Source organism: Fodinibius halophilus (genome assembly GCF_011059105.1).
In the GTDB taxonomy this organism is placed as follows: Bacteria; Bacteroidota; Rhodothermia; order Balneolales; family Balneolaceae; genus Fodinibius; species Fodinibius halophilus.
The window spans coordinates 104135-129817 of record NZ_JAALLS010000001.1 but is presented as its reverse complement, the minus strand read 5'-3'; the positions used below and the strand labels follow the sequence as shown (position 1 = coordinate 129817).

General features: G+C 42.6%; 21 protein-coding genes. 8 read left to right on the top strand and 13 right to left on the bottom strand.

Features of this window, described 5'->3' with window-relative positions; translation table 11 throughout:
- Nucleotides 1-150: 150 nt before the first annotated feature.
- The 8 genes from G3569_RS00470 to G3569_RS00435 form a co-directional block, all read right to left on the bottom strand.
- The gene (locus G3569_RS00470; protein WP_165264968.1) at nucleotides 151-1224 is read right to left on the bottom strand and encodes an acyl-CoA reductase; all 1074 of its coding nucleotides are present in this window, start codon (nucleotides 1222-1224) and stop codon (nucleotides 151-153) included.
- 15 nt (nucleotides 1225-1239) lie between these two features.
- Nucleotides 1240-2244 carry a LuxE/PaaK family acyltransferase gene (locus G3569_RS00465; protein ID WP_165264967.1) on the bottom strand — a complete coding sequence of 335 codons (1005 nt, stop codon included), beginning with the start codon at nucleotides 2242-2244 and terminating at the stop codon, nucleotides 1240-1242.
- A gap of 61 nt (nucleotides 2245-2305) precedes the next feature.
- Entirely contained in the window at nucleotides 2306-3604 is a 1299-nt protein-coding gene (gene purB, locus G3569_RS00460; protein WP_165264965.1) for an adenylosuccinate lyase, read from the bottom strand.
- A gap of 157 nt (nucleotides 3605-3761) precedes the next feature.
- On the bottom strand, nucleotides 3762-5255 hold the full coding sequence (locus G3569_RS00455; protein ID WP_165264963.1) for a M48 family metalloprotease: 1494 nt from the start codon (nucleotides 5253-5255) through the stop codon (nucleotides 3762-3764).
- A 73-nt stretch (nucleotides 5256-5328) separates the two neighbouring features.
- Nucleotides 5329-7233 (bottom strand): DUF2779 domain-containing protein, encoded by a 1905-nt coding sequence (locus G3569_RS00450; protein ID WP_165264961.1) that lies wholly within the window; start codon nucleotides 7231-7233, stop codon nucleotides 5329-5331.
- Nucleotide 7234: 1 nt separating this feature from the next.
- The gene (gene murB / locus G3569_RS00445; RefSeq protein WP_165264959.1) at nucleotides 7235-8272 is read right to left on the bottom strand and encodes a UDP-N-acetylmuramate dehydrogenase; all 1038 of its coding nucleotides are present in this window, start codon (nucleotides 8270-8272) and stop codon (nucleotides 7235-7237) included.
- A gap of 19 nt (nucleotides 8273-8291) precedes the next feature.
- Nucleotides 8292-9689: a hemolysin family protein gene (locus G3569_RS00440; protein WP_165264957.1), complete on the bottom strand. Its 1398-nt coding sequence runs from the start codon at nucleotides 9687-9689 to the stop codon at nucleotides 8292-8294.
- A gap of 118 nt (nucleotides 9690-9807) precedes the next feature.
- Nucleotides 9808-10254 (bottom strand): single-stranded DNA-binding protein, encoded by a 447-nt coding sequence (locus G3569_RS00435; RefSeq protein WP_165264955.1) that lies wholly within the window; start codon nucleotides 10252-10254, stop codon nucleotides 9808-9810.
- Between the two features lie 220 nt (nucleotides 10255-10474).
- On the opposite strand from G3569_RS00435, the gene G3569_RS00430 reads away from it, so the two are divergent.
- The 3 genes from G3569_RS00430 (at nucleotide 10475) to G3569_RS00420 (ending at nucleotide 15816) form a co-directional block, all read left to right on the top strand.
- A complete protein-coding gene (locus tag G3569_RS00430) occupies nucleotides 10475-13195 on the top strand; it encodes a S9 family peptidase (protein ID WP_165264953.1) in 2721 nt (906 codons plus the stop codon).
- Between the two features lie 181 nt (nucleotides 13196-13376).
- Nucleotides 13377-13931: a transposase gene (locus G3569_RS00425; RefSeq protein WP_165264951.1), complete on the top strand. Its 555-nt coding sequence runs from the start codon at nucleotides 13377-13379 to the stop codon at nucleotides 13929-13931.
- A gap of 100 nt (nucleotides 13932-14031) precedes the next feature.
- The gene (locus G3569_RS00420; RefSeq protein WP_165264949.1) at nucleotides 14032-15816 is read left to right on the top strand and encodes a DUF2207 domain-containing protein; all 1785 of its coding nucleotides are present in this window, start codon (nucleotides 14032-14034) and stop codon (nucleotides 15814-15816) included.
- 642 nt (nucleotides 15817-16458) lie between these two features.
- Here the strand turns inward: G3569_RS00420 and G3569_RS00415 are convergent.
- The 3 genes from G3569_RS00415 to G3569_RS00405 form a co-directional block, all read right to left on the bottom strand.
- Nucleotides 16459-17607 carry an acyl-CoA dehydrogenase family protein gene (locus G3569_RS00415; protein ID WP_165264947.1) on the bottom strand — a complete coding sequence of 383 codons (1149 nt, stop codon included), beginning with the start codon at nucleotides 17605-17607 and terminating at the stop codon, nucleotides 16459-16461.
- Nucleotides 17540-18145, bottom strand: a complete 606-nt coding sequence (locus G3569_RS18520; protein ID WP_165264945.1) for a hypothetical protein — start codon at nucleotides 18143-18145, stop codon at nucleotides 17540-17542. The genes G3569_RS00415 and G3569_RS18520 overlap by 68 nt, the downstream gene beginning before the upstream one ends.
- 183 nt (nucleotides 18146-18328) lie before the next feature.
- Nucleotides 18329-19522: a phosphoglycerate kinase gene (locus tag G3569_RS00405; protein ID WP_165264943.1), complete on the bottom strand. Its 1194-nt coding sequence runs from the start codon at nucleotides 19520-19522 to the stop codon at nucleotides 18329-18331.
- 204 nt (nucleotides 19523-19726) lie between these two features.
- On the opposite strand from G3569_RS00405, the gene G3569_RS00400 reads away from it, so the two are divergent.
- Genes G3569_RS00400 through G3569_RS00390 form a run of 3 tightly spaced genes read left to right on the top strand, consistent with a single transcriptional unit; the run spans nucleotide 19727 to nucleotide 21910 of the window.
- Complete coding sequence (locus G3569_RS00400) at nucleotides 19727-20890, top strand: cysteine desulfurase family protein (RefSeq protein WP_165264941.1); 1164 nt, start codon at nucleotides 19727-19729, stop codon at nucleotides 20888-20890.
- Complete coding sequence (locus tag G3569_RS00395) at nucleotides 20887-21441, top strand: LOG family protein (protein ID WP_165264939.1); 555 nt, start codon at nucleotides 20887-20889, stop codon at nucleotides 21439-21441. The genes G3569_RS00400 and G3569_RS00395 overlap by 4 nt, the downstream gene beginning before the upstream one ends.
- Before the next feature lie 10 nt (nucleotides 21442-21451).
- The gene (locus tag G3569_RS00390; protein WP_165264937.1) at nucleotides 21452-21910 is read left to right on the top strand and encodes a DUF1499 domain-containing protein; all 459 of its coding nucleotides are present in this window, start codon (nucleotides 21452-21454) and stop codon (nucleotides 21908-21910) included.
- A 1-nt stretch (nucleotide 21911) separates the two neighbouring features.
- Here G3569_RS00390 and G3569_RS00385 read toward each other — a convergent pair whose 3' ends face one another.
- Both G3569_RS00385 and G3569_RS00380 read right to left on the bottom strand, forming a co-directional pair.
- The gene (locus tag G3569_RS00385) at nucleotides 21912-22394 is read right to left on the bottom strand and encodes a DUF2269 family protein (protein ID WP_165264935.1); all 483 of its coding nucleotides are present in this window, start codon (nucleotides 22392-22394) and stop codon (nucleotides 21912-21914) included.
- A gap of 25 nt (nucleotides 22395-22419) precedes the next feature.
- Nucleotides 22420-24294, bottom strand: a complete 1875-nt coding sequence (locus tag G3569_RS00380; RefSeq protein WP_165264933.1) for an AMP-dependent synthetase/ligase — start codon at nucleotides 24292-24294, stop codon at nucleotides 22420-22422.
- Between the two features lie 169 nt (nucleotides 24295-24463).
- Here G3569_RS00380 and G3569_RS00375 point away from each other — a divergent pair, with 169 nt between their 5' ends.
- A complete protein-coding gene (locus G3569_RS00375; protein WP_165264931.1) occupies nucleotides 24464-24967 on the top strand; it encodes a Fur family transcriptional regulator in 504 nt (167 codons plus the stop codon).
- Between the two features lie 43 nt (nucleotides 24968-25010).
- The gene (locus G3569_RS00370; RefSeq protein WP_165264929.1) at nucleotides 25011-25514 is read left to right on the top strand and encodes a GNAT family N-acetyltransferase; all 504 of its coding nucleotides are present in this window, start codon (nucleotides 25011-25013) and stop codon (nucleotides 25512-25514) included.
- Nucleotides 25515-25683: the final 169 nt, after the last annotated feature.

Below are 25683 nucleotides of genomic sequence, written 5' to 3'. Positions count from 1 at the left end.
TTCGGATGTTTATCCGTTATTATGATGATATTTGCAGAAGAAGTGCTACTTAAATAACGCTCTTGAGATCTCAATAGAAGAATGCAATGGCTGCGAGACCATCACATACAGAAAATGCAACAAAAAAAACTTTTTAACAATATGTAATCATTACCTCATCAACCAAACTAAGGTATCAATACCATCGGGCTCCCATGAGATTGGGGGAGTTTGGGCATTTTCAAGAAGTTCAGTATTTGATTCCCATCCCGGAATCGTAACATCCTGGTCCGCTACATAAATGCTTTGAATTTGACCTTCGTATTTCTCAGCACACTGTGCGGCTGTTTTTTCATCTCCCTTTATCCAGTAGCAAATAAAATCCTGGTTCAGCTCCAGTCCCTCTTCCTGGATGAGAAAATAATCCAGCCAGAGCTGATCGCGCCCCACTGCTTTATTATATGCGACCTGCTGTTTTAGACTGGGTGCAGGAGTTTCGTGCTGAGGATTCTCTAACCAGAATGATTTAGCGCATTCTGTAAACTTCTCCTTAATTTCATTAAGCTCATAGGGAGAAACTACTATGGCCACTGACCGACATCCTTTTCCACTATAACGTAGAATGCTGTTTGTCAGATCCTCGACCGTTTCTAAATCGTCACGATCTACATACGCCAACGAAAAGTGTGAAGTACGAATTAAGAATTGTGTGTGTTCTTTGGCAAGATTATATTGCTGAATGGCATCTTTCACTCCTGGAACCGATGATTCCGAGCCGGCAAAGATAATAGCATCATGCTGCATTCCTTCGAAATCATCCAACCGATGAGTCCACTGAACATCCATATCAGACCATAAATCCATCTGCTTCACTTCATTCAAAAAGGTTGGCAGCAGATAAGGATCTTTGCGTGATATTTTACCCGTATACTTTGCCCCACTCAATAAGGTAGAGAAGGCATCCTGGAATCCAACCAGTGGCAAATTTCCGGCATGCAAGCATAACACATTTTGCCCTTCTGCACTATTTTCAGAATTGGGGTTCACGTGACCGACCCAATCCTCAAGGGCTTCTTTGGTAATACTTTCTTTAATAGCTGCAATGGCATACTCAATATCTTCAAGACTGAAGTATCCTTCCCGCGCCGTACGATCAATTGCATCTGCCAGGTACTTATTATCTTCTTTCAACCAATTTTCAGTTGCTTCCAGCAGTGCTTCTACTCTTTTCTGCATATTTTTCATAAAATGATACCCGTTTTAATCTACTTCAATTAAAAAATTACAGCCTCGCGGATTATTGGGATTCCTACGCCCCAATACCTTAAAACGTCCCCTCTCATCCATCACTCCCATATCATCGGTCAACAGGAAAGAACAACTATGAACATTGGCTAAATCAATTATCCCAATTAATCCTTCATCAAAAGGTGATAGTACTTCTGCCGGATCTTGGGGATTACGAATACTCACCTGCATCCACGGCACTGTATTAAACCACTGTCCACCGGTAGCGTATGCCTGACTGAGTAGTTCTGCCATTCCATATTCCGAGTGAATACGATTACCATTCAATCCGAATCCGGAAGCCAGCTTTTTATGCAGTTCAACACGGGAAATTTCACGCTTATAGGTTTTCATGCCCCCTGTTTCGATGATGATACTGTCTGAGGGCAAATCGATATCTTGTAACTCAAGTAGATCCAACAACCCAAAAGCAGCTCCAAAAATAATCAACTGCTTTCGTTGACGTTTTACTTCTTTAACAGCTCCCGGGTTTATGGGTTCATCCAGTGGCAGAAACCGACTTAACCCACTGTTATCTTGGTCAATAAGCTTCTGAATCATGTATACAAGGGAAGAGTCCGGGTTATCTGAATAACCGGGAGTATAGCCCCAAATCACCGTATCTTCCAGCTCATAAAATTGCTGGAATCCTCTGAGCAGTGACTCTTCATACAGTGAGGCATCCACCACGGTATGGATACTGCGTTGCATATCAGAGGTGCCACTGCTTTTAAAAGTGAGCTCCGGTTCTTTATCAGGACTACTTGTAACCGTTGTATCCTTAAACGCTTTGATGGGAAGCAACGGTACCTGGTTAATATCATACTGCACTCCTTCCAGGATATCAGTCCCTACATCCAGCGCCTCACAGTAATTGCGATAGACCGCATTATGCTTAAACTGATGTTTAAAAACTTGCTTTGCCTTTTCTTCAAAAAAAGGTTCGTCGTTGAATATAAATTCAGACCAATTTTTCATCGATAATATAAAAGTAATTTAACCGACCCGATCTAAACCCGGGCGGTCTTAAAAAATGAATCTATGCTAAGTCAACGCGCTCAAAGATGCGATCAACATTTCTCATATGGTGATCAAGATCAAAGGCTTCTTCAATATCCTCATCAGAAAGATATTCCTGCACCGTTTCGTCGGCTTCGACCAAATCGCGGAACATTGTTTTCTCTTCCCAGGCCTGCATCGCCAGCGGCTGTACCGTATCATAGGCTTTTTCCCGTGACATCTCCCCTTCATCAATCAGCATATGCAGCAAACGCTGAGAAAAAGTAAGGCCATATGTTTTAAAAATATTCTCTTCCATGTTGTCCTCATAGATCGTCAGCTTTTCAACCACCCCTGAGAAACGGTTGAGCATATAATCTAACAGTATGGTAGCATCGGGCAGGATGATACGCTCTACGGAGGAGTGTGAAATATCACGTTCATGCCACAACGGTATATTTTCATAGGATGACATCATGTAGCCACGAAGTACACGCGAGCATCCCGATATATTTTCAGAACTTACCGGGTTGCGCTTGTGCGGCATCGAAGAGGAACCCTTTTGTCCTTTTCGGAAAAACTCTTCTGCTTCGCGTACCTCACTTCGCTGCAGGTGACGGATTTCAACAGCCATCTTTTCCATGGTAGATCCAATAAGTGCCAATGTAGAGACATAATCGGCATGACGATCTCGCTGGAGAGTTTGAGTAGAGATAGGCGCCGGACTCAGTCCCAACTCCTCACACACTGACTCTTCAACTTCAGGTGGAATATTAGCAAATGTCCCAACGGATCCACTCATCTTGCCAAATTCTACCGCTTCTGCTGCTTTTTCGAAGCGCTCTAAATTTCGTTTCATCTCGGCATACCACAACGCACATTTCAGTCCGAATGTAGTAGGTTCGGCATGTACCCCATGGGTACGCCCCATCATAACGGTAAATTTATGCTTCTTAGCCTTCTCAGCCAATACCTCAATGATATGCTCAAGATCTCTTCGGAGGATCTCATTCGCCTGCTTCAGGCGATATCCATTGGCTGTATCGACTACATCGGTCGAAGTCAGGCCGTAGTGAACCCATTTCTTTTCTTCGCCGAGCGACTCTGAAACAGACCGTGTAAACGCCACCACATCATGGCGGGTTTGCTTCTCAATCTCTTTGATTCTGTCAACATTAAAAGAAGCCTTATCGTACAGCTTTTTAACATCTTCTTTTGGAATTTTTCCTAGTTTACTCCAGGCATTACAGGCGGCCAGTTCAACTTCCAGCCACGCTTGAAATTGGTTTTCCAGTGACCAGATATCGGCCATCTCTTCGCGTGAATATCGCTCAATCATGAAAAATGGGTTCCACTAAATTTGGGGTTTCGATGCTGACCCAAAGATATTGGTTTTGGATGAGAAAGACAGACCTAATTATGATGTGTTTTAACCTCGGCAAAGATGACTAGTTGCAGGCTAATTTCCTTTTGTCAACCACTCTGTTTCCAAAAGGTTATTGTCTTGGTATCTTAATCCAATCTCCGTTCTCAATCGTCTCGTTCATCTCTACCTGATTTATAATAGCGATATCTTCCGGTTCAATATCCATTGGTAAATCTTGTGGTAAAAATGATCGGAAATCACCGGTACGATCTGCCCTTACCGCCTGCAAACGAACGGGCTTAATATTGAGAATGTCCGGATCATTCAGTTCAGCAAATGAGCTGCTGATATCAACAAACTGCGGTTGGTATGCGGCAAATTTATCGGCAAGACTATACGAAGTAAATCGATAAATATTATCATCATAAGAAACAGCATATACATGGAAACGATACTGGGTACTATCTTTAGTCATTGCTGTAGCATTAGCCTTATAGGCACTTAATCCATTATTCTGGGTCGCTTCTTGGGATACCACCGTAAAACCCTCTTGGCTTACATAATTAATCACTGAACTTTTGGGGGTTTCAGCTTCCCCATCAATTTCCATCACAGAAACCGCATCCTGATCTTCATTGACAGCAGCAACCAATGTAGGTCGATTTACAATTTTCCAGCTTTCAGGGTAGCTAAATTTAAAAGCCAACTCGGGGTGGTAAAAGGTACCCTCTTCTGCAAAACCTTCTCTGGGATTGTTCCCATAAATCATACCGTCAACCATACCCATATACTCATCCGTATCTTCTATGGTCTGATCGTATCCTTTTTCTTTCCATTTCTCTGCCAGCTCCGGGATCGTATTAGCACGCTCTGAAGGATCCGGGTGCGTTGATTGCCAGTCAGGAATGTCCTGCCCCGACTGTTTGGATATACGCTGTAAAGCTCCAAAGAATCCGGCTCCCTCGGCAGCCTCATAATTTTTCATCGCTGCATATTCCACGCCCAGGCGATCTGATTCACGTTCATCATCGCGACCATAACTTAAAAACAAGAACTGAGCAGCCTGGCTACCCAATTGCAACACACTGCCGCCCGGTACGCCCAGAAGCTCCTCTCCTGCCACAGCTCCGCCGATAAGGGCTATCTGACCTATCTGTTGCTCAAGGGCCCGTTGAGAAGCATGCCTTGCTGCCACGTGCCCGATCTCATGTCCCAATACAACAGCCAGTTGTGCTTCATTCTCCAAGTGAGCCAACAACCCTCGTGTTACATATACATAGCCACCCGGCAACGCAAAAGCATTGACAACGGGACTATTTAATACTCTGAAATGAAATTCTGTTTCCCGATATTTTTGAGGGGTATCATCGCGCCTCATATGGCTCACCTCTAACACGCTGTGTCCAACGCCTTTTACATACTCAAGCACATTTTCATCATCATACACCCCATATTGCTGCTGGATCTGTTTATCTGCCTGTTTACCAATTTTTATCTCCTTTTCCCAACTATAACCATAAGCTCTTTTTGAACCGGAAACCGGGCTTCGCTGAACAACACATGAAGCAGTAAAAAGTACAACAAATAAGAGTAGAATAACTTTCTTGAAATATGATATTACCATAACGAATAGTATAGGTTAGCAATCATTAGAATATATAAAGATAAGAATTACCAAGAAGTTCCGCTCAAATAAATTACTGCTCTTCGGCAATTTTATTCTTCCAATGCTGGTAAATCATCACCATAGCTAACGTATCGAGCTCACAATATTTAAGCAATGCATGTTGATAGGCCTGCACTTGTTCATCTCTGAATTCCGTTGCACGAAGTTTACCATATACCACCATCGCTTCAGTGCCCCGACGAATGGGAGAATCCCCGGTTTCGGTCAGTATGGTATAGGGATTTCGAGCGCCCCCCTCTCCATCATCTTGCCACCATTTTATATTGCTGAAATTATCGCTTGAGTACGGTTTAGAATACAGTTCTTTCAAATAATTGCTATGGCTCATTACCGACTGTAACACCCCTTTGATACTCAAAGAGTTATTCATCTCCCTGTTATAATAGTAATTCTTCACCAACCTGCTCAAATCAGCGACATATGGGGGATGATGATGTGATGAGTCATTCCGTCGAATAATCCTAGTAGTCCACTCCAATAACTGTTCACTGCCTTCTACCTCAGTCTCCTCATTCATAAGCTCACGACGTATGGTCTTCAGGGCCGTACGCTCAAAGTTTGAATACTGTACAATGGTCCCCTTAGTTATATTTGGGATCTGCATGAGCTGTCGTACCAGTTCATAGTTGGGATACTGCCCGTTATTACTGTCAATCCACTGGTGGTGCTCCCATTCTCCATTTTGATGTAAGGTGTGGCACGAGTATTGAAATACAATCAACTGATAAGGAGAACGACCAGCGCGGATGGGCACCGTATAATTACCGGCCTCAAAATCCAGGAAATGAAGTGGATATTGCCACCTATCCAGCTCATCTATCAACTCCGGACGCATAATTTCTGTCGGTACCGGTTGACCCTGCGCTTTATATATCTGCAGTGCCTGGCGCATTTTGTGACTAATTCCTCCCCTGCTATTAACAATGGTAGTAATATCAAAAATATCAGCTTGCTCAATCTCTTGTTTACTATACACCCCCTCTTCAACCCACTGGTTTACCCCCGGCCCAATAAGATCAAAAACATGCTGCTCGGATGGGGTTTTCTGGGCCATTTCTGGGGCCCAGCAGTTATTAAAACCACTCTCTTCTCCTTCCTGGATGCGCTCCGACTCAATACGAAATTCGCAGTCTTTGCATTTTGTGCCAACAACAGGAGCTTCTTTCTTTTTATTTAAATACAGATCTCGCAGGTAATACAAAGACTCCTGAAAACTAGATCGGGGTAAATGTTCAGTGGCAAAGTCCGTCTCATCCCAAACCACTGAAATAAGGTCCGAAACCTCTATCTTAGCCAGCAACTCTTGGTTTTCAGCAGGAACCAAAATAGGTTGTTTCCTTTTATCCAACGGTTTAAGTTTAAAAGGAAGGTTCCCCGTATGGGCTTCTCCACTCTTTTCGGGCATCACCAGTATCGGCACAATTTTAAAATCCGGCCAGTTATTTTGAACCATATACAGCTGGTAGGCAAAATCAAGCAGGTACTTTCTCCATTTGCTGTATATATTACCTGAACTTGTAATGAGGCGATCTCTGCGTGAGTCAAATGCCTTTGTTTGGATATGAAAGACCGTCAGCGTATCACCCTTTTTGGCTACAATAGGCAGGCGAGCCATCATCTGATCATGCTCAAAGATGGCATCAAACAGTACACTATCTTCCTGCTCAAGTAGCTTTTGAGTTTTTTCGGCAGCATCTTGAATTGAACTTTCCTTAACAAAAATTCCCTGGGGGTAAACGGAGCGGGCCAGAGCCTTTAACAGTCTTTTATTAAAAACAGCGTGGCGGATAAATGGAATGGCAGTTTTACTTTCTGCAAAGTCCCGAGACTTATAGTATAACTTCGTAGCACACTGAATACCTGCCCCAAACAAGTGTTTGGTGAAATAAGTGGTCTCCGCAGATTTTTTTGCCATATCAACTGATGATATTTACTTCAGGTACGAGATCTATTTTAAATTCTTTGGCTACTGATGCCTGTATCATTTTTGCTAACGCTAATATTTCTTGTCCGGTAGCCCCGCCGTGATTTACAATAACCAAAGCCTGTTGTCGATAGGTCCCGGTATTACCTACAGCCTTTCCCTTCCAACCGGCCTCCTCAATCAGCCAACCGGCCGGTACTTTAATTTTATCATTCCCCATATCATAACCCGGGGCCTGGGGGTAATTTTCTTTAATTTGATCAAAAATTGACCGGTCCACAATGGGGTTTTTAAAGAAACTGCCTGCATTACCTATTTCTTTGGGATCGGGCAGCTTACTATTGCGGATATCAATTACAATATCACTGATATCTTTGATAGTTGGTTTACTGATTTCTCGCTTCTCCAATTCCGTTTGGATAGCGCCATATGAAGTATTGAGCTCAGGTTTTTTCGATAATTTCAAAACCACCTCAGTCACAATCACCTGCCCCTTGAGTTCATTTTTGAAAATGCTGTCACGATACCCAAACTGGCAATCAGCTTTATTGAACCGCTGTTTTTCGCCACTAACAAGATTAACAGCCTCCAACTCTTCAAATACTTCCTCAAGCTCTACACCATACGCCCCGATATTTTGTATAGGCGCGGCCCCTACCGTGCCGGGAATAAGAGAAAGGTTTTCGATACCGCCCCATCCCTGTTCCACACAATAACGAACTGTTTGATGCCAGTTCTCTCCGGCACCGACTTTTAACCAAATATTATCTTGGGTTTCTTTAACAACCTCCCGTCCCTCAATTTCTATATGAAGCACCAGTCCATTAAAATCACCGGTAAATAACATATTACTCCCGCCTCCCAAGACCAGCAGGTTGTTTTCTTTGGCCCGGGGATGGTTTAAAACCTCTTTTAAATGAGATGGGGTTTTTATAGCCGCAAAATGTTGTGCCACTGCAGAAATATGTAACGTATTGTAGGGCTGTAAATCAACATTGGAGTCGACCAATGTGTCGAACGGCTGTACCATTAAAGTATCAGTTTAGCTTTTATTCCTTGGTTTGTTGGTGTTCTTTAGAGGAGGCCGGGCGGTCTTGCACTTTAACTCGTAGCTTGCGGACCCGATTATTTTGTACAGAATGGATCGTCAACTCCAGGTTTTTGTAGTAAACACGTTCTCCAACATTTGGAATACGTTCTGTTAAATGATAGACCAATCCACCTAATGTCTCGTACTGATCATCATCGGAGGTCAGTTCCCGGTCCAGAATATCTTCCATATCATCCAGATCAATACGGGCATCAAAAATATATACCCCGCTTTTGAATTTGGTATAGAGTTTATCTTCATCCTCATCGTATTCATCAGAAATATCACCCACGATCTCTTCGAGAATATCATCCAGGGTAATCAGCCCCTCTGTACCGCCGTACTCATCTACTACAATAGCGATATGGGTTTTTTCCTGTTGGAAATCACGAAGTAGGTCATCCAGCTTTTTAGTAGCCGGAATAAAGAGCGCCTTTCGGGCAATAGTTCGCCAATTAATGGTTGTACGCTCTATATCTGAATTAATGTAGGGCAACACATCTTTAGAATGGATAACACCTAAAATATTATCCAGATCATTTTCATAGATCGGCATGCGCGAGAGTCCCTCTTTGCGGATCAAACTTAACACTTCATCAAGAGAATTACCCATAGAAATTGCTACAATATCAACGCGGGAAGTCATAATTTCTCGTACTGTGGTACTGCCAAACTCAATAACGTTTTCAATAATCTCGCGCTCATCACTTTTGATAGACCCCTCCTGCTCGCTAACTTCCGCCATTGTCATAATATCTTCAGAGGTCATTTTACTGGTAAGTTTGGGTAGCCGTTCCTCTAAACTCAGGGTACTGCTCGCAATCAATTTTGAAAGAGGTTTAAAGAGTATAAAAAAGGTATAGATAAACCGACTCATGCGCCGAGTGGCCTTTAATGGATTATTGATAGCAATAATCTTGGGAGTGATTTCACTGAGAATCAAAATCATAAACGTTAATACGATCACCTCAATAAGGTAAACCAGAAACTCACCTAATCCATAATAGGCCATTATGTTACCGGCTACTACTGCTGCCAAAACCGAGGCAATAATATTGGCAAAGGTGTTGCCGATAAGAATGGTGGCCAATAGTTGACGTGGCTGTTCGAGCATACGAACAATTAACCGATCTGCTGTGCCTTCAATATCTCCCTCTGTAAGTAAATCTTCTTGGTTAGACAGTGAAAAGAATGCAACCTCTGATCCCGAGAAAAGAGCAGAGAAAAACAACCCCAACAATATGCAACCAATTTGAATAGTGAATTCAATAGGATTAATGGTAGGCTCAAAAAGAAAGTTCTCTTCGGCCTGTATCAAAAAGTCGACAATAAAAAGTAAACTACTCGGGTCGTCCAATTACCTGGTTTTATACTTAATTTTGTTTAAAGCTATGTACTGTACGACTGTGGTGCAAGAATAGAAAAAGCGGTAAAGCAAAACTGCCCTACCGCTTTTTAATGTATCCATTTTTTATCTAAAATGGCAGATCATCATCGATATCATCAAAATCTTCGTTCAGATCTACACTGCTAGAGACCGGCTGTGTGCTATCCGGTTTGCTGGGGACATTTCCGCCGCCTGAGCTGTCTCCTTTGCTGTCGAGCATCGTCATTGTTAAAGCCTTAATTTCGGTGGTATATCGTGTTTGACCTTCTTTATCTTCCCACTTTCGTGTTTGTATAGGTCCTTCGATATATACTTGTGAACCTTTCTTAAGATATTCCTGGCAAATTTCAGCTAAGCGTCCCCAGGCAACCACGCGGTGCCATTCGGTATTCTCTTTCCACTCGCCCATGTTATCTTTATAGCGCTCGGATGTCGCTACGGATAAGTTTGCTACAGCTGTGTTCGACTGTGTATAACGTACGTCAGGATCTTGTCCCAACCGACCGATTATCATTGCTTTATTGAGTGAACTCATAATATATTCCTCATTTTATTTTATCATTTCTGTCTAAAGGTAAGATATATTTCGGAGGAATTCCTTACAGAAAAATTTGCTCAAAACCCTATTACCTATTAATAAATAGGTAAAAAAAATTATTAAGGGTTGAAAGTAAGCCCGGCTATTGCTATCTGTTCACACTGGTAATGTTCTTTTTCAACTTCTAACTGTCGACAAAAAACTGAATCTATCTCCCATGAAAATACTTCGTCTTTCTTGTATTTTACTCATTACTCTCTTCATTAATGCTTCACTGGCATATGGCCAATCGAATGATTGGACCGTTGCCGATGTCATAAATCAAGAACGGGCGTCGGGCTTGCAATTTTCGCCGGATGGTAATTTGCTGGTTTGGGTTAAGTCCAAACCAAATGAGGAAAAAGACCGCAGTGAAAGTGATCTTTACCTCACTCGCCTCGATGTTAAAGACGATGGAACGTACAAAACCATTCAATTGACACGGGGTAAAGAATCGGACTATAGTCCTCTTTTCTCAAAAGACGGTGAAACCATATACTTTCTTTCATCGCGCGAGAAAGGAAAAAAGCTTTGGGCGATGAGTGTGTATGGCGGGGAACCCTATGAAATCCATACATTTGAAACGGGAATTTCTGACATTCAATGGCTTGATGACAAAAAGCTGGCTTTTGAATCTAAGGAGGGCAAAACTCTTTACGAGCAAAAGTTGGAAGAGGAAAAAGATAATACGATTGTTGTTGAGGATACGGCCCATTTTAAACCCAGCCGTATTTATTCTTTTGACCTGAAAGAGAAAGAAATTACCCGCCTTACGGATAACGAATACCCGTTGGGAGAATACACGGTCTCTGAAAATGGCAAATGGTTGGTGAGTTCGCATATCACCAGTCCCGACTACCGGGGCGATGCCAATCCTAAACCCAATTACTATCTTTGGAACCTGGAAAAGGGTACAAAAGAGGAGATCCTGGAAGAGGGCTACCAAACGCCCGGTAATTTTGAGTTCACCGAGAATAATAACGGTTTCTATTTTGTATCAGTGAAATCATCTGACCCCCAATGGAATGGCGCCGGCATCAGTATGTTACATTATTACAGCATAGCAAACAATAAAGTCATTGATGTACCCATTGACTGGAATTGGGGATTAGGTTCCGGTTTTGATGTATTCGGCAACGATGTAATGGTTGGGCTTGCCAACGGTGCTACTACTAAACTGGCTTACTTGCAGAAAGATGGAGATGAATGGGATAAAAAATCTGTAGATGCCGGCGAGATGAATGAACATCTCACTGTGACTGTAGTGGGCAATAACCACAAAAAACTGGTGTATGTTTACTCAACCGCCTCTACCCCTCCCGAATACCGACTGGGTGATCTTAACATAAAAAGACGCAAAGTCAACATTTCGGAAGGAACCGAAGTTATTACCCTCAATGAGTATCTCGACAAAAAGCCGAAAGCTAAAAGTGAAGTGATTAGCTGGACCGGTGCCAAAGGAGATGAAGTGACAGGAATCCTTTTTTATCCCGAAAATTATGAAGAAGGTCGCGAGTATCCGCTTATTGTTTCTATACATGGCGGACCCTCGGGCGTAGATACCGACCGATGGAGCGAATCCTGGGCCTATTTCCCCAATATCTATTCTCAGAAAGGAGCTTTTGTGCTAAATCCCAATTATCACGGCTCCTCAAATCACGGGCAAGAGTTCGTGGAATCCATAAAAGGCCATTACTACGAATATGAGCTCCCCGATATCATTGCCGGTATTGATATGCTGGAAGAGAAAGGAATGATTGATCGCGATTCGCTGGGCGTCAAGGGATGGTCCAACGGGGCTATTCTTACGACAATGCTCACCGTTGAACACCCCGATCTATTTAAAGCTGCAGCACCGGGAGCCGGAGATGTTAACTGGACCTCTGATTATGGGACCTGTGCTTTTGGGGTCTCTTTTGACCAAAGCTATTTCGGCGGTGCTCCATGGGATAATACCAATGGAAAGATATTTAATGAGGCATATATCCAGAAATCTCCCCTTTTTGAGATGGAAAAGGTTAAAACTCCTACCATCATCTTCCATGGCAGTAAAGATCGGGCGGTACCTCGAGATCAGGGCTGGGAATATTATCGGGCACTGCAACAAATTGGCAAAGCTCCGGTTCGCTTCCTCTGGTTCCCGGATCAACCTCATGGACTTCAAAAGATCACCCACCAGACTCGCAAAATGGAAGAAGAAATTCGTTGGTTCGACAAACATTTATTTGGGACCTACGAAGCCGAGAATGAAGCTTTCAAAGAAGAAAGTCCGCTTGCTGAACTCCTGAAAAAGGATAATGCCCAAACTGAAGATGGACGGTACGGTATATTGACGAATGACACCTTGATCCCCGAAACCGTTAGTATCAAAGAAGATTCCATAGCGATCGGGCGATTTGAAGTCACCAATGCCCAATATGCTGAATTTGATCAAGAACACAGTTACCCGAAAGTACGTGCTAATTATCCCGTATCCGGGTTAAGCTTGGATAAGGCCCAACAATACGTTCGTTGGTTGAGCAAGCAAACAGGTCATAATTACCGTCTGCCTAACAAGAGCGAAGCCAAAGAGCTCAATAAAAAAGCAAAGAAAGTAGCAGCAAATGAGAATACCCTCAACTACTGGGCGGGATATGACATTACGATCGACGAGGTATCAGAATTTCGTAAGAAACTGGATAAACTGGATCATACGATGCTTAAAGAAGTAGGCAGCTATCCCGGTGTTTCTATTGGAGAAGCACATATTTATGACCTTGGCGGCAACACTGCCGAATGGTATACTACTGAAAATGAACCTCAAGCATATGGATATTCGGCAGTAAGCTATGTTGATGACCGAAGTGAAATTCCTTCGGTTCCTAAACACTATACCGGTTTTCGAGTCATTAAAGAATAGTGGGTTATTAGTGATGCTATCGCTCCGAGCGATAGCATCACTCGTACTAATGTTTTGCCTATCTCTTTTACTTGTGTTCAGATAACAATAGCATTATTTCCGGATTTTAATTTACTTACTAAGTGTTTTCATCACTTGAAGTGATGGAAACACTATTTTTTCAAGAAAAAGAGAGAATCTTATGTTTGAGCCTGGCAATTTATATCATGTCTATAACAGAGGTAATAACAGAGAAAAAATTTTCTTTAAGCCTGGGAATTACCAATTTTTTCTGGACCGTTATAAAAAATACCTTAATGAATATATCCAAACCTTTGCATACTGTCTGCTACCAAATCACTTCCATTTAATGATTGGAACAAAAGATGAGATAGATACTGGCAAAAAAGTATCGGAACAGTTCCGAAAACTCTTTATCTCTTATGCGCAAGCTATTAACAAACAAGAGCGTCGGACCGGCAGTTTATTCCAAAAGAATTTCAAGCGAAAAAAAGTAGAGACCCAAACGCAGCTCACCTGGCTTCTATATTACATTCATAGAAACCCAATTCACCATGGGTTAGATAATCAATTGGATTATAGATGGAGTTCATACAACGCATTGGCATCTCAAAAAATGACCTACCTGGATAGAGAAAGCGTTCACGGCTGGTTTGGCGGGCGAACGGCATTCATTAACTTTCATCAGCAAAATAAAGAAATAGACATAAAAAAATTACAAGACGAATTGAACTGAGTGATTCCATCACTCCAAGTGATGGAATCACTATTAATCCATAACTTATGCTATATTCATCCGTATGATCTTGTCTGTTAACATGAAAGAATGGGATCATATGGTTAATAACATACAATGGATGACAATTATGTGGCTTAGAACTCTTTCTTTAAGTATTCTTTTGTGTTGCTTGGGATTTGCTAGCAGTAACGCTAAGGAGTATGAAATTCCTTATATTAAGGTAGAAGTCTCGATCAACCCGGATGGCACGGTGCAGGTTACTGAACATCTCACCTACGATTTTGACGGCGACTTTTCCTGGGCCGAATATAAGCTTCTTATGAAAGGGTTTGCCTCAATCTCCAATATTGAGATTTCAGAAAAGGGGCAAAACTATACGAATGAAAATTCAGAAGCGCCCGGAACCTTTAGTGTAGCAAAGAATAATGATGCGGTTAAACTCAAGTGGCATTATAATGCAGAGGACGAAAAACGCGTTTTCACCATCTCCTATACCCTGGAAGGAGCATTAACGGTCGGTCCCGAGTGGTCACAATTCTACTGGAATTTTCTTTCGGATGATCGGGATAAATCTACCGATCAATTAGTTGCCAAGATTATACTCCCGAACACAACAACGGTAGATTCTCTTTACGGTTGGAGCCGGGGACCTCAAGATCAAATAGTGCTACAAAAGTCAACAGGTAGCTATAAGGCTACTGCAACAGACATTAATGACCATGACTTTGCCAAAGTTCGGGCTGTCTTTCCTACCCGATTGTTATATAAATCGCGTGTTGAGGTCAATGACCAACAATTTGCACTGGCCCAGGCCAAACAAGAAGAACAAGCATACCAAGAAAAAATAACCAAGCAGAGAAAACAGGATGCATACCTTGCAGCCCTGTGGGAAAAGCTGGTATACCTGTTCATTATTTTGAGCATCGGATTTTCCTACTTTCTCTATAATAGATACGGTAAAAGACACTCGACCTCGCATCTATCTTCTACTGAAACAATTATGATTCCCGGTCGTCTACGTCCGGCTACTGTGGGTTGGTTACTTCAAGGGCGCAATATTTCAAGTCACCTTCTGATGGCCACCGTTCTTGACCTGGCCCGCCGCGGATATTTCAAACTGCGTGAAGAGGATCCTGAAGAGGCGTTTTTATCGGATAATAAACCCACTTTTTCCATTACAAGAACCAGTAAAGAAATTGATGAAAGAGTAACAAAGTGGGAGAAACTGCTTGTCAACTTTATTGAAAGAAGAATACAGGAAGAGGACAAACAAAAGCTGCACAACATTTTTAAAAGCGGTAATTCGAAAGTCACCTCATGGTTTACGGAATGGAAAAATAGCTTTAAAGCATACTGCAAAGATAAAGGCTGGGTTGATCAAGAAAGTTATACCGGCTTGTATTGGAATCTATCCATTCAATTCTTATTGATGAGCCTCAGCATCGTTGCCTTAGTATTTACTGGGCCGGAAGCCCTGGCAAGTCTCTTGATCACTTTTTTAGCTTTTATCTTTTCTTTTGGGATTGTCCGCCGTACGCCGAAGGGAGAAGAAGTTTATCACCAGTGGAAAAACTATGAAAAAGGCCTTAAAAAGGCGAAGGAACACAATATCTCTTCTGACAAGTTAGACAAACATTTTATCTACGCTATGGCCTTTGGCCTGAAAGGTAAAAATATTGAGACGCTAATTACTACTAATACAGAAATGATCCCGGCATTTGCATGGATCGCTTTCAGTTCAGACACTACCTCAGTGGCAGATGTGGCAAATAGCTTTAGTTCTCTAAGTGCTACGGGTGGAGCATCCTTTCCAGGAGCCGGTGGTGGTGCAGGAGCCTCTGCCAGTGCTGCCGGAGGTGGAGCCTCTGCCAGTGCGGGGTAATCAACTGTTCCATATCAGACGATTGGAGCCTCGTCTCATATTCCAGTAAGAAAAAACTATGTCTCTCGGAGCTCAGAAGGGGATAGTTAGAAATCAGAACTCAGGAATCAGAAGGGATATTGCCAAGAAAAATCTCAAAAGCGCTCCCCCTTTTTTCTCCTCCTGGTGGATAAATGGTGCTGTTTCTTGAATAATATCCAAAATTAAGGATCGGAATTTAAGTTTATTTTGGAATACTTGACTCCTTATTTTGGATAAATTCCTATCTCTCGTCGGGCGACTGGGAGGGCGTCCGGGGAATCATCTAAAGCAGTCGAAGGATGTCCAATCCAGCTGGCATAATAGATCATCTGTGAGTCATAACCTTTGGTCATGCCGGGAGTGTAACTCCCTTGGAGCTAGTGCAAGTTCAAAACTCAGGAGTCAGTATAAATATTGCTTGAATAATATCCCACAGTAAGGTGTCTCTCCTCCAGGGAGGAGAACAAGAGGTGGGTCGCCCATATCAACATGAGTGCCCCATACTGTCGCAAGTTTGCAACTTGTGACAGTATATTATTGCACAATTGATACAACTCACCAATACATGTGTCGTCCATCTTTTATTATTACTCCATTTTAACCATGCATCCTCTCGGCTAATTAATAATCCCATCCTATAAGCTCCTCAATATTATCTAATGAAGGCGGCGTCCGGGTCCTCAATGAATTACTGAATGTACCGGTCAAATATGACAAGGCAGTATCAAAACGGTCAGAACTACTATCCTTTTTTTCACGAATCAATAACGTTATCTGAAAAAGTGTGATCAGCTTTTTAAAGAGTGGCTTTGCTGTAGCCTCAACCTGATCTCGGTCTTCCATCTCTCCTATTAACTGCCACACACTTTTTACCTCAGAAAGCTGTTTGTTCAATAGACTGCCATACTCTTCAGAGGTCGCTGCTGTATCAGCGATATGCTTAAATATAAGCTTCAACCCATCTGATTTCCGTGCTGCCCGCAGCATATCCAACACAATAATATTTCCCGAACCCTCCCAAATAGGTAGCACATTGACATCACGCAACAGTTTGGGCATCACAAAATCCTCAATATAGCCGTTGCCGCCCATCAGCTCCATACATTCGCGAACTGCGTACACAGCATGCTCCGCCGAGCACCACTTCGCCATTGGAGTAATTATCCGCAGTAGATCTCTTTCGCTTTCATCTCCATTTTCAGAAGCATCCATAGCTTGTAACCCTCGCCAGACCAACAGAAAATTCGCCAAGTATTGCGCACCCAACTCATAAAACTTCTCCCTAATAAGAGCATGTTTTGTGGCCTGCTTTCCAAATGTTCTGCGATGATTCAAATATTGCCAAGCTTCAATAATAGCACGTCTATTAGCCGCCAAAGCAGCTACAGAATTGTAATTACGTGAGATATTAATCATACGAGCCATTAGCTTAAATCCTTCGCCCTCTTCTCCCAGGCGTTGGCCCACTGTATCATCGAATAGCACTTCTCCGGTAGCCATAGATCGCACGCCCAGCTTATCCTTCAGGCGGACAATATCCATGGAATTCCTATCACCGTTCGGCAGTGTTTTCTCTACCAGGAATAAAGAAAGTCCTCTGGTACCTTCTTTAATGGGCCCCGTTCGTGCCAGAGCCATAATCACATCAGCATTTACGTTACTACAGAACCACTTTTCTCCATTTAATACATACTTATCGCCCTCAACTTGTTCTGCCCTCGTTAGATTCGCTCCAACATCGGAACCCCCGGATTTCTCTGTTAAAAACATCGCCCCCGAATATAACTCCTCTCCCTGCTTGGCCCCCAGTTTGGGCAGTAGTCGTTCTTGTACTTCTGCAGGAGCTAACTTGCTCAATCAAATAGGCAGCGCCATCCGTCATACAATGGGGACAGTATTGTCCCAGTTCACTCATCGCATATAGCTGGCCGATTGCAAAGCTAAGTCTGTGTCTGCTTCCTTTAAACTCTCTTTTTTTGTTGGGATGGTATTTTAAGTAAAACATTTTCGACCTGGCAGCAATATCCATCAGTTCCCAATAAGCCGGATGAAATTCAACCTCATTAATATCGTTGCCCAGTTGATCTCTCTTTTTAAGTTTAGGTGGATTCTGGTCTGCAGCCATCGAAAGTGAATCCATTGTAACAGCAGCCACTTTCCCCAGTGTCACCAACGTTGATCCAATAAACCGGCGGTCGTCTTCTGACACATACCTGTTTAAATATGAATGCAGTATGCGATCACTGGTATAAAAATTTTTGTTCCTGCGATACTCCTCGGTTAGTACACTGTTTTTGGAGGATGACATACGATAACCCTCTCTTTTTTATTACTAATATGGTTACCAGCAACTTGCCTATTTTCATCCTCAAAGTACAAAATAAATATCCCTGCAAATTGATATCGGCAAACTGAAAAGGAAGGTAGAAAATTCTGCATCCGCAGCAGAACTACGGATGCAGATTAACATTGAAATATGAGAGGCCGATAATTACTTATCAGTAAGAGCAACCACACCGGGCAGATCTTCTCCTTCGAGGAACATTAAGCTGGCCCCGCCCCCGGTAGAAACGTGGGATACGGCATCCTCAAGTCCAGCCTGTTTGATAGCGGCCGCAGAATCTCCCCCGCCAATGATCGTAGTAGCCCCCATCTCGGTGGCTTCTGCCAGTGCTTCTGCTACAGCATTAGTCCCATCAGCGAAGTTTTCCATTTCAAAAACGCCCATGGGCCCATTCCAAACGACAGTTCGAGCATTTTTAATAATATTCCCAAATGAAATAGCCGACTGGGGACCGATATCAACGGCCATCCAGCCATCCTCAATACCATTCATCCCCACGACCTTATGTTCGGCATCATTTTTAAACTCATCAGCGATAACAGAATCCGCCGGTAATACAAATCTTACCCCTTTCTTTTTGGCTTTTTCTATCAGATTTCCGGCTAATTCAACTTTATCCTCTTCTACCAATGAATCACCAATAGGCAGATCCTTGGCTTTATAGAATGTATAGGTCATGCCACCGCCCACAATAATGGTATCGACTTTGTCGAGCAGGTTTTCGATAACGCCAATTTTATCTGACACTTTGGCCCCACCTAAAATAGCCACAAAGGGACGATTCGGATTATTGATAGATCCACTCAGATATTTAATCTCTTTCTCGAGCAAGTATCCTGATACTGCCGGCTGCAGATAACGTGTAACCCCTGCTACCGATGAGTGGGCCCGATGACTACTTCCAAATGCATCATTACAAAACAGATCGCCGTGATCAGCCAATTTTTTACAGAAACTCTCGTCATTTCCTTTTTCGCCGGGATGGAAACGAACATTTTCTAGCAGTACTATTTCACCATCAGCAGCCTTATTAATTACTGATGCTGCTTCTTCGCCAATGCAATCTTCTGCAAAATATACCTCTGTATCTACCAATGTCCGAAGATGCTCTGCTACCGGTTTCAAACTCAATGACTTATCAACCGCCCCTCCCGGTCGCCCGAGATGACTCATCAAAATAAGCTTTCCGCCTTGCTCAATTACATATTTTATAGAGGGTAAAGCCTGTATAATACGGTTGTCATCTCCAATCCGCCCATCTTCAATAGGCACGTTAAAGTCTACGCGCATTAATACTTTTTGGCCTTCAATATCTACATCTTTCAACGTCATCTTATCCATGAGTCAACAAAATTTTGCTCGGTTTTTTATAAATAATTTAAGAGTCGGAATTTACCAGCTTATTGTAATTCGTCCAAACCAGACATTGAAACTAAACCAAATTCCATAGAAGATTATACCCTGTAAAACGATTTGTTTGAACCTTTTTTTCTATTCATTTTTAGATATCTTTGATTGATGAAATTCTAAATCCAAAATTAAGATATGAAGACCGTTTATTTCGACCACGCCGCAACCACACCGGTAGATGAGCGTGTACTGGAAGCAATGACTCCTTACTTTACCGAACACTATGGGAATGCTAACTCCCCTCACCAACTGGGTAATAACGCCAAAGTAGCTGTTGAAGAGGCCCGGGAAACCATTGCGGAAATAATCGGTGCAGAGCCTGCTGAAATCATTTTTACCAGCGGCGGTACAGAAAGTGATAACACTGCCATCAAAGGAGCATTAAGTGCTACTGGCGGCTCAGAAATTATCACCTCTTCCCTGGAACACCATGCCGTGTTACATACCTCAGAAGCGATGAAACGAAATGGCGGCAAACCTGTCTATGTAGAAGCAGATTCAGAAGGATATATCGATCCTGCAAAAGTAGAAGAAGCGATTAATGATGATACCGCCCTGGTATCGCTCATGCATGTAAACAATGAGATTGGGACCATTAACCCGCTTAAAGAGATTAGCGAAGTCTGCAAAAAACACGACATTCCCTTCCACTCTGATACGGTCCAGAGTGTGGGTAAAATTCCAGTGGATGTTGACGAGCTGGGACTCGATTTTCTCAGTATCAGTGGCCATAAGATATACGGGCCCAAAGGAATTGGCGTATTTTATATGCGTCATGCTACTCCCTGGCTACCATGGATGCACGGCGGCTCACAAGAGCGAAGACGTCGCGGAGGTACGTTAAACGTACCCGGCATTATCGGCTTGGCAAAAGCTATGGAACTTGCTGTAGATGAGATGGAAGAACATAAAAAGCATTTCCAATCATTGCGCAAGCGCCTGATCGCCGGACTTGATGGTATTTTTGGAGATCGATATCAAATAAATGGAGACAAAGAAAATGGTGTTCCCCATATCATAAATATCGCCTTCCTTGATCCACAAGGTGACGGTCTCGATGGTGAGATGTTGTTACTTAATCTTGATGTAGAAGGTATCTGTGTATCCAACGGCTCGGCCTGCACTTCCGGGGCTATGGAACCTTCGCACGTACTTGAGGGTATTGGCCTCAATAATAAGACTGCAAACTCCAGTATTCGCCTGAGTCTTGGAAAAGACAACACTGCTGAAGAGATCGATTACTTCCTTGAAAAGATTGAGCTGGTAGTAAACCGTATGATGTCAACTGCTGAAGCATGAGTCTTAAAAAAAGAGTTTGCGTCTACTGCGGGTCTAAAACCGGCACAAACGGATCCTTTAAAACCATAGCGCAACAGTTGGGACATCAACTGGCATCCAACCACATTGGCTTGGTCTATGGAGGTGGGTCGGTTGGCCTCATGAATGAAATTGCCGACGCTACCCTCAGCCGTGGCGGACAGGTTCACGGTGTTATTCCACAGCATCTTTATGATTTAGAAGTTGCCCACGAACAGCTCACGGCCCTCCATATTACCGATACTATGCACGAACGTAAGGCAATGATGGCAGAGCTTTCGGATGCCTTTATTGCCCTGCCCGGTGGTTTTGGCACCTTCGAAGAACTGATGGAAGTTATCACCTGGAAACAGCTGGGAATCCACCACAAAACCGTTATTCTCTTCAATATTGATGGCTATTACGATAAATTAATTAACTTTCTTGATCACTCGGTCGATAATGGCTTTATAACCGAAGAAAATAGAGCCTTATTAAAAGTAGCTGATGATGTTGACCAGTGTTTATCGTATTTGCCATTTTTCGAAACATAGTTTATTCCTTATGGCTATTCTTGGATCGCTTTTAACCATAGGATGTGGTTCTCAATCCCGGGATATCCCCAGTGATGTACCTCTCTCAGAAAATCCATTGCCAGCCTGTCCGGGGTCTCCCAACTGTATTCGTACAACAAAGGTTTTTGAGGTTCCTGCCGCCAAACTCTTTCCGGTGGCTATCGATTCTCTCTGTGAATTGAATCCCAAGAAACTAATACTTCCCCAAGAAGAGTATACCATCAAAAGCGTTTTCAAGGTGATGTTTTTTAATGATGATATGACTATCAAACTCACACAGCGCGACTCGGCAACAACCCTTGTACATCTGCGCAGCGCGAGTCGGGTCGGTCAAAGTGACTTGGGCGTAAACAGGCGAAGGGTTAATACATTTATTAAGAACCTTCGGGATCAGCTAACGAACACTACAGACAAGATGGCTAGTAGTAATTTAAATACCGGACAATAAACTAGCTCAAAGCCGGTTTCAAAATCCCTAAAAAGATACTTAGTACCACAAGAGCATAAATTATCATCGATATTCGGTAAGCATTCCTCCACCTTTTCTTAATCTTGCTATATAATATCTCTTTTTGCTGAGACAAGTACTTTTTTAAGATGATGTTTCTTTTAATTTCAATAGCGAGAAAGAGTATAATGATACCAAAAAGCAACTGTTTGAGCGCAAGCCATGGATACAACTGAACATCAAACCATCCCCATGGAGGGCCCACTGACATTGAACTCATAATGCTACCCGAGATAATGATTCCAATTGCTCCTGTGTAACTGCCAATAGCAGAAAGCAAGCGTTCGTAGCGTATCAATCGTTTTTGTACAGGGGTGCTATCCTCAATTCTTATTTTTATACCACAAATCAAACTACCTGCAAAAGCCACTAGCCAGATCACATAAGAAATGATATGTAACCAAAAGTAAAATTGATAAGACATAAAACGATTTTTTCACTCAACTATCCTAGTCGGAAAAGATGTCATCAATAAGATGTCCGTATTTATCTTCCACAATCCTACGTTTAATTTTAAGCGTAGGTGTTAGCTCTCCGGTCTCTACCGTAAATTCATTACTAACCAAGCGGAAATCCCGTATTTTTTCGTGCGAAGCAAGCTCACGCGATCTGCTTCGTGTTTCTTTACGATAGATATTCTGAATTTCCTCTTTCTCTAAAAGTTCTTCTATGGCATCATACTCAATGCCTTGCTCTTCGGCATGGGCTTCAAGAGCCTCAAAATCAGGAACAATAAGGGCCGCCATGTAGGGCTGTTTCTCTCCCACCACAACCAACTGATCGATCCATTTACTGGTTTTAAACATATCTTCAATGGGGCCGGGATAAATATTCTTCCCCCCGGCATTTAAGATCATATGCTTAATGCGATCAGTAATTTTTAGTTTCCCATCCACAAACTTTCCGACGTCTCCAGTGTGCAGGTACCCCTCTTCATCAACCATCTCGCGAGTTTCCTCCTCCTTTTTCCAGTACCCTTCCATTACATTGGGACCTTTGCAGAGAATTTCGCCCTGCTCAGAACTTTGATCGGTGGGGTAATCTTCACCACTTAATTCCGAGATAATCGTACTGTCCTCTAACCGCTGAATCGCTACAGTAACCCCGGGCAATACCTTGCCTACTGTTCCCATCTTTTCATCGCCATAGGTATTACAGCACATAACGGGTGAAGTTTCCGTAAGACCATATCCCTCAATAATATGCAACCCTGCAGCCATAAAGAATTGACCTATTTCTGCCTGGAGGGCAGCTCCACCGGAAACAAAAAAGCGAATACGCCCGCCGGTACGCTCTTTGAGTTTATCAAATACCAGTTTATCAGCCAATTTTTTCTGTATTGATACCAAGCCTCGTTTTCCATCGGCATACTTTTGACCAACATTCTGTGCCCATTCAAAAATTTTCTTCTTTACTACCGTACCCTCTTCAATACTTTTTGCTACCAGGTTATAGATTTTTTCAAATAAGCGTGGCACACTGATGATAATAGTAGGATGCGCTTCGGTCATATTTGCCGCCACAGTATCTACACTTTCAGCATAGTATATCTCGGCTCCCCCCGCCATCATAGCATAATATCCGGCCGTACGTTCAAAAGAGTGGCACAATGGTAAGAACGACAGGCAACGATCGTCATCGTTAATACCAATACGTTGGTGCGCAGCTTTAATATTGCTGACAATATTGCGATGTGTCAGCATTACTCCTTTGGGCTTACCTGTTGTTCCTGAGGTATATATAAGCGTAGCCAGATCCTCGGGAGTGATAGATTTACTGCGATCATGGATTTCTTGCTCCTCCTTTGGAAAAATCTTAAGCCCTTCGCTCATAGCCTCTTCGTAGAGCTTTACATAGGGATCATCCAAGTAGCTTTCGATATTAGGCGTATCGAAAGCAATAACTTGATTTAAATGCTCACAATTATCGAACACCTGGCTCGCCTTTTTTAACTGTATACCGGTAGAAACAAAAAAAACTTTTGCCTCGGAGTCCTGTAAAATATATTCACATTGATTGGGAGGCAACGAGGTATACAGCGATACATTAATGCCGCCTATAAGCTGCAACGCTAAATCTACAACGGCCCACTCGTAGCGGTTTTCGCTCAAAAGGGCTACCCGGTCTCCTGCCTCAACACCATGCCTTACAAGATATGCAGCCATAGTATTCACGTCTTCAGAAACCTGATCCCAGCTTATGGTCTCATAATCAGAGTCATTGGTAGGTTTTCGGGCAAAAGCTGTTTTTTGTGTACCCTCATATTTCTTTCTTAAATTTAAAAATAATTCAGTCAACGTTTCGAAAGCTACAACTGTTGGCATAAAGTCACCTATTTTACTTTTAAAATCGTAGATACCCCTATCATTTTGAAAAACACTGTTCGAATATAACATTCTGAAACGAAAATTCAGTACAGCTTCTCAAAAGAGGATTCGATCTTATTTTTTTAGGGATTCCAAATCCTTATATTAAAGAAAAAAATTTTGACCTATGGCGCATCCAGCGAAAGAAGAAACAATTGATTTAGTAAAAGAGATATTCAGCTCATATCTCAAAGAACATAACCAACGGCAAACGCCCGAACGTTTTATGGTTCTTAAAGAGATCTACCAGGCCGACGGCCATTTCGATGCCGACGATATCTTCTTTAACATGAAAGATGGCGGTACGCGTGTTTCTCGTGCTACTGTTTATAACACGCTGGATCTGCTGGTTGAATGCGGCTTGGTTCAACGCCACCAGTTCGGTAAAAACCAATATTATTACGAACGTGCTTATGCCTACCAACAGCATGATCACATCATCTGCAAAGAATGTGGAGCCGTAATGGAATTTTGTGATCCCCGTATCCAAGAGATAAAAACGATGATGGAAAAGATGCACGATTTCAATATCTCGGGACATTCCCTGCACTTTTTTGGTGCTTGTAATGATATCGAAAATTGTAGCCGCAAAGAAGAAATCAAAGACAAAAAAGGATCTAGCGTTAAATAATCGTGATTTAACGTCTCACTTTTTGCAGTGTGAACTTTGAATTATGATCCGTCTTGCACAGTCTGAGCACCTCAACGCTATCAACAAGATCTATAATCAAGCTGTTGAAGACGGATTACGCACTGCTCATACTCAACCACTATCACTTCAGGAAAGAAAACGTTGGTTTAATAACCATTCTTCTACTTTATATCCCGTTTTTGTTTATCAGCAGGATGACGACGTTATAGGCTGGCTTTCAATCTCTCCCTACCGATCCGATCGCGAAGCCCTCGATGATGTTGTGGAGATCAGCTACTATGTAGATTACAATCATCACGGTGAGGGCATTGGTTCGAAGCTTATGCAGTACGGGCTGGATTTCTGCTCTTCGGCTCCCTATCGTATTGTGGTAGCTATCCTCATCAACAGTAATGAAACAAGTATTAAACTCCTTGAAAAGTTTGGCTTTGTTGAAGGCGGGCGCATCCCCGATGCCATCCATTACGAAGGTGAATTTCGAGATCACCTGTATATGTTTAAAAAGCTGAACATCCCATCCCAATAAAAAAGGGACCACAAATTGCTTTGTGATCCCCCTGAAATGACGTTAAATGATAACACGTTTAGCGTTTACAACAAATCAAGATTGGATACCACCACGAGATCCCGGATCAAGTCCGGGATGACAAGAAGGGTATATATCGGTTTTAGCCATTTATCAAACTGCTAAACGA

Coding starts and splice junctions, on each gene's coding strand:
- G3569_RS00450 (WP_165264961.1), bottom strand. CDS start 7,233: ATGGCAAAAAAATCTGCGGAGACCACTTATTTCACCAAACACTTGTTT.
- G3569_RS00405 (WP_165264943.1), bottom strand. CDS start 19,522: ATGGATAAGATGACGTTGAAAGATGTAGATATTGAAGGCCAAAAAGTA.
- G3569_RS00385 (WP_165264935.1), bottom strand. CDS start 22,394: ATGTCTTATCAATTTTACTTTTGGTTACATATCATTTCTTATGTGATC.
- murB (WP_165264959.1), bottom strand. CDS start 8,272: ATGGTACAGCCGTTCGACACATTGGTCGACTCCAATGTTGATTTACAG.
- G3569_RS00465 (WP_165264967.1), bottom strand. CDS start 2,244: ATGAAAAATTGGTCTGAATTTATATTCAACGACGAACCTTTTTTTGAA.
- purB (WP_165264965.1), bottom strand. CDS start 3,604: ATGATTGAGCGATATTCACGCGAAGAGATGGCCGATATCTGGTCACTG.
- G3569_RS00390 (WP_165264937.1), top strand. CDS start 21,452: ATGGCTATTCTTGGATCGCTTTTAACCATAGGATGTGGTTCTCAATCC.
- G3569_RS00400 (WP_165264941.1), top strand. CDS start 19,727: ATGAAGACCGTTTATTTCGACCACGCCGCAACCACACCGGTAGATGAG.
- G3569_RS00435 (WP_165264955.1), bottom strand. CDS start 10,254: ATGAGTTCACTCAATAAAGCAATGATAATCGGTCGGTTGGGACAAGAT.
- G3569_RS00455 (WP_165264963.1), bottom strand. CDS start 5,255: ATGGTAATATCATATTTCAAGAAAGTTATTCTACTCTTATTTGTTGTA.
- G3569_RS00375 (WP_165264931.1), top strand. CDS start 24,464: ATGGCGCATCCAGCGAAAGAAGAAACAATTGATTTAGTAAAAGAGATA.
- G3569_RS00470 (WP_165264968.1), bottom strand. CDS start 1,224: ATGAAAAATATGCAGAAAAGAGTAGAAGCACTGCTGGAAGCAACTGAA.
- G3569_RS00395 (WP_165264939.1), top strand. CDS start 20,887: ATGAGTCTTAAAAAAAGAGTTTGCGTCTACTGCGGGTCTAAAACCGGC.
- G3569_RS00425 (WP_165264951.1), top strand. CDS start 13,377: ATGTTTGAGCCTGGCAATTTATATCATGTCTATAACAGAGGTAATAAC.
- G3569_RS00430 (WP_165264953.1), top strand. CDS start 10,475: ATGAAAATACTTCGTCTTTCTTGTATTTTACTCATTACTCTCTTCATT.
- G3569_RS00380 (WP_165264933.1), bottom strand. CDS start 24,294: ATGCCAACAGTTGTAGCTTTCGAAACGTTGACTGAATTATTTTTAAAT.
- G3569_RS00370 (WP_165264929.1), top strand. CDS start 25,011: ATGATCCGTCTTGCACAGTCTGAGCACCTCAACGCTATCAACAAGATC.
- G3569_RS00420 (WP_165264949.1), top strand. CDS start 14,032: ATGGTTAATAACATACAATGGATGACAATTATGTGGCTTAGAACTCTT.
- G3569_RS18520 (WP_165264945.1), bottom strand. CDS start 18,145: ATGTCATCCTCCAAAAACAGTGTACTAACCGAGGAGTATCGCAGGAAC.
- G3569_RS00415 (WP_165264947.1), bottom strand. CDS start 17,607: ATGTTTTTAACAGAGAAATCCGGGGGTTCCGATGTTGGAGCGAATCTA.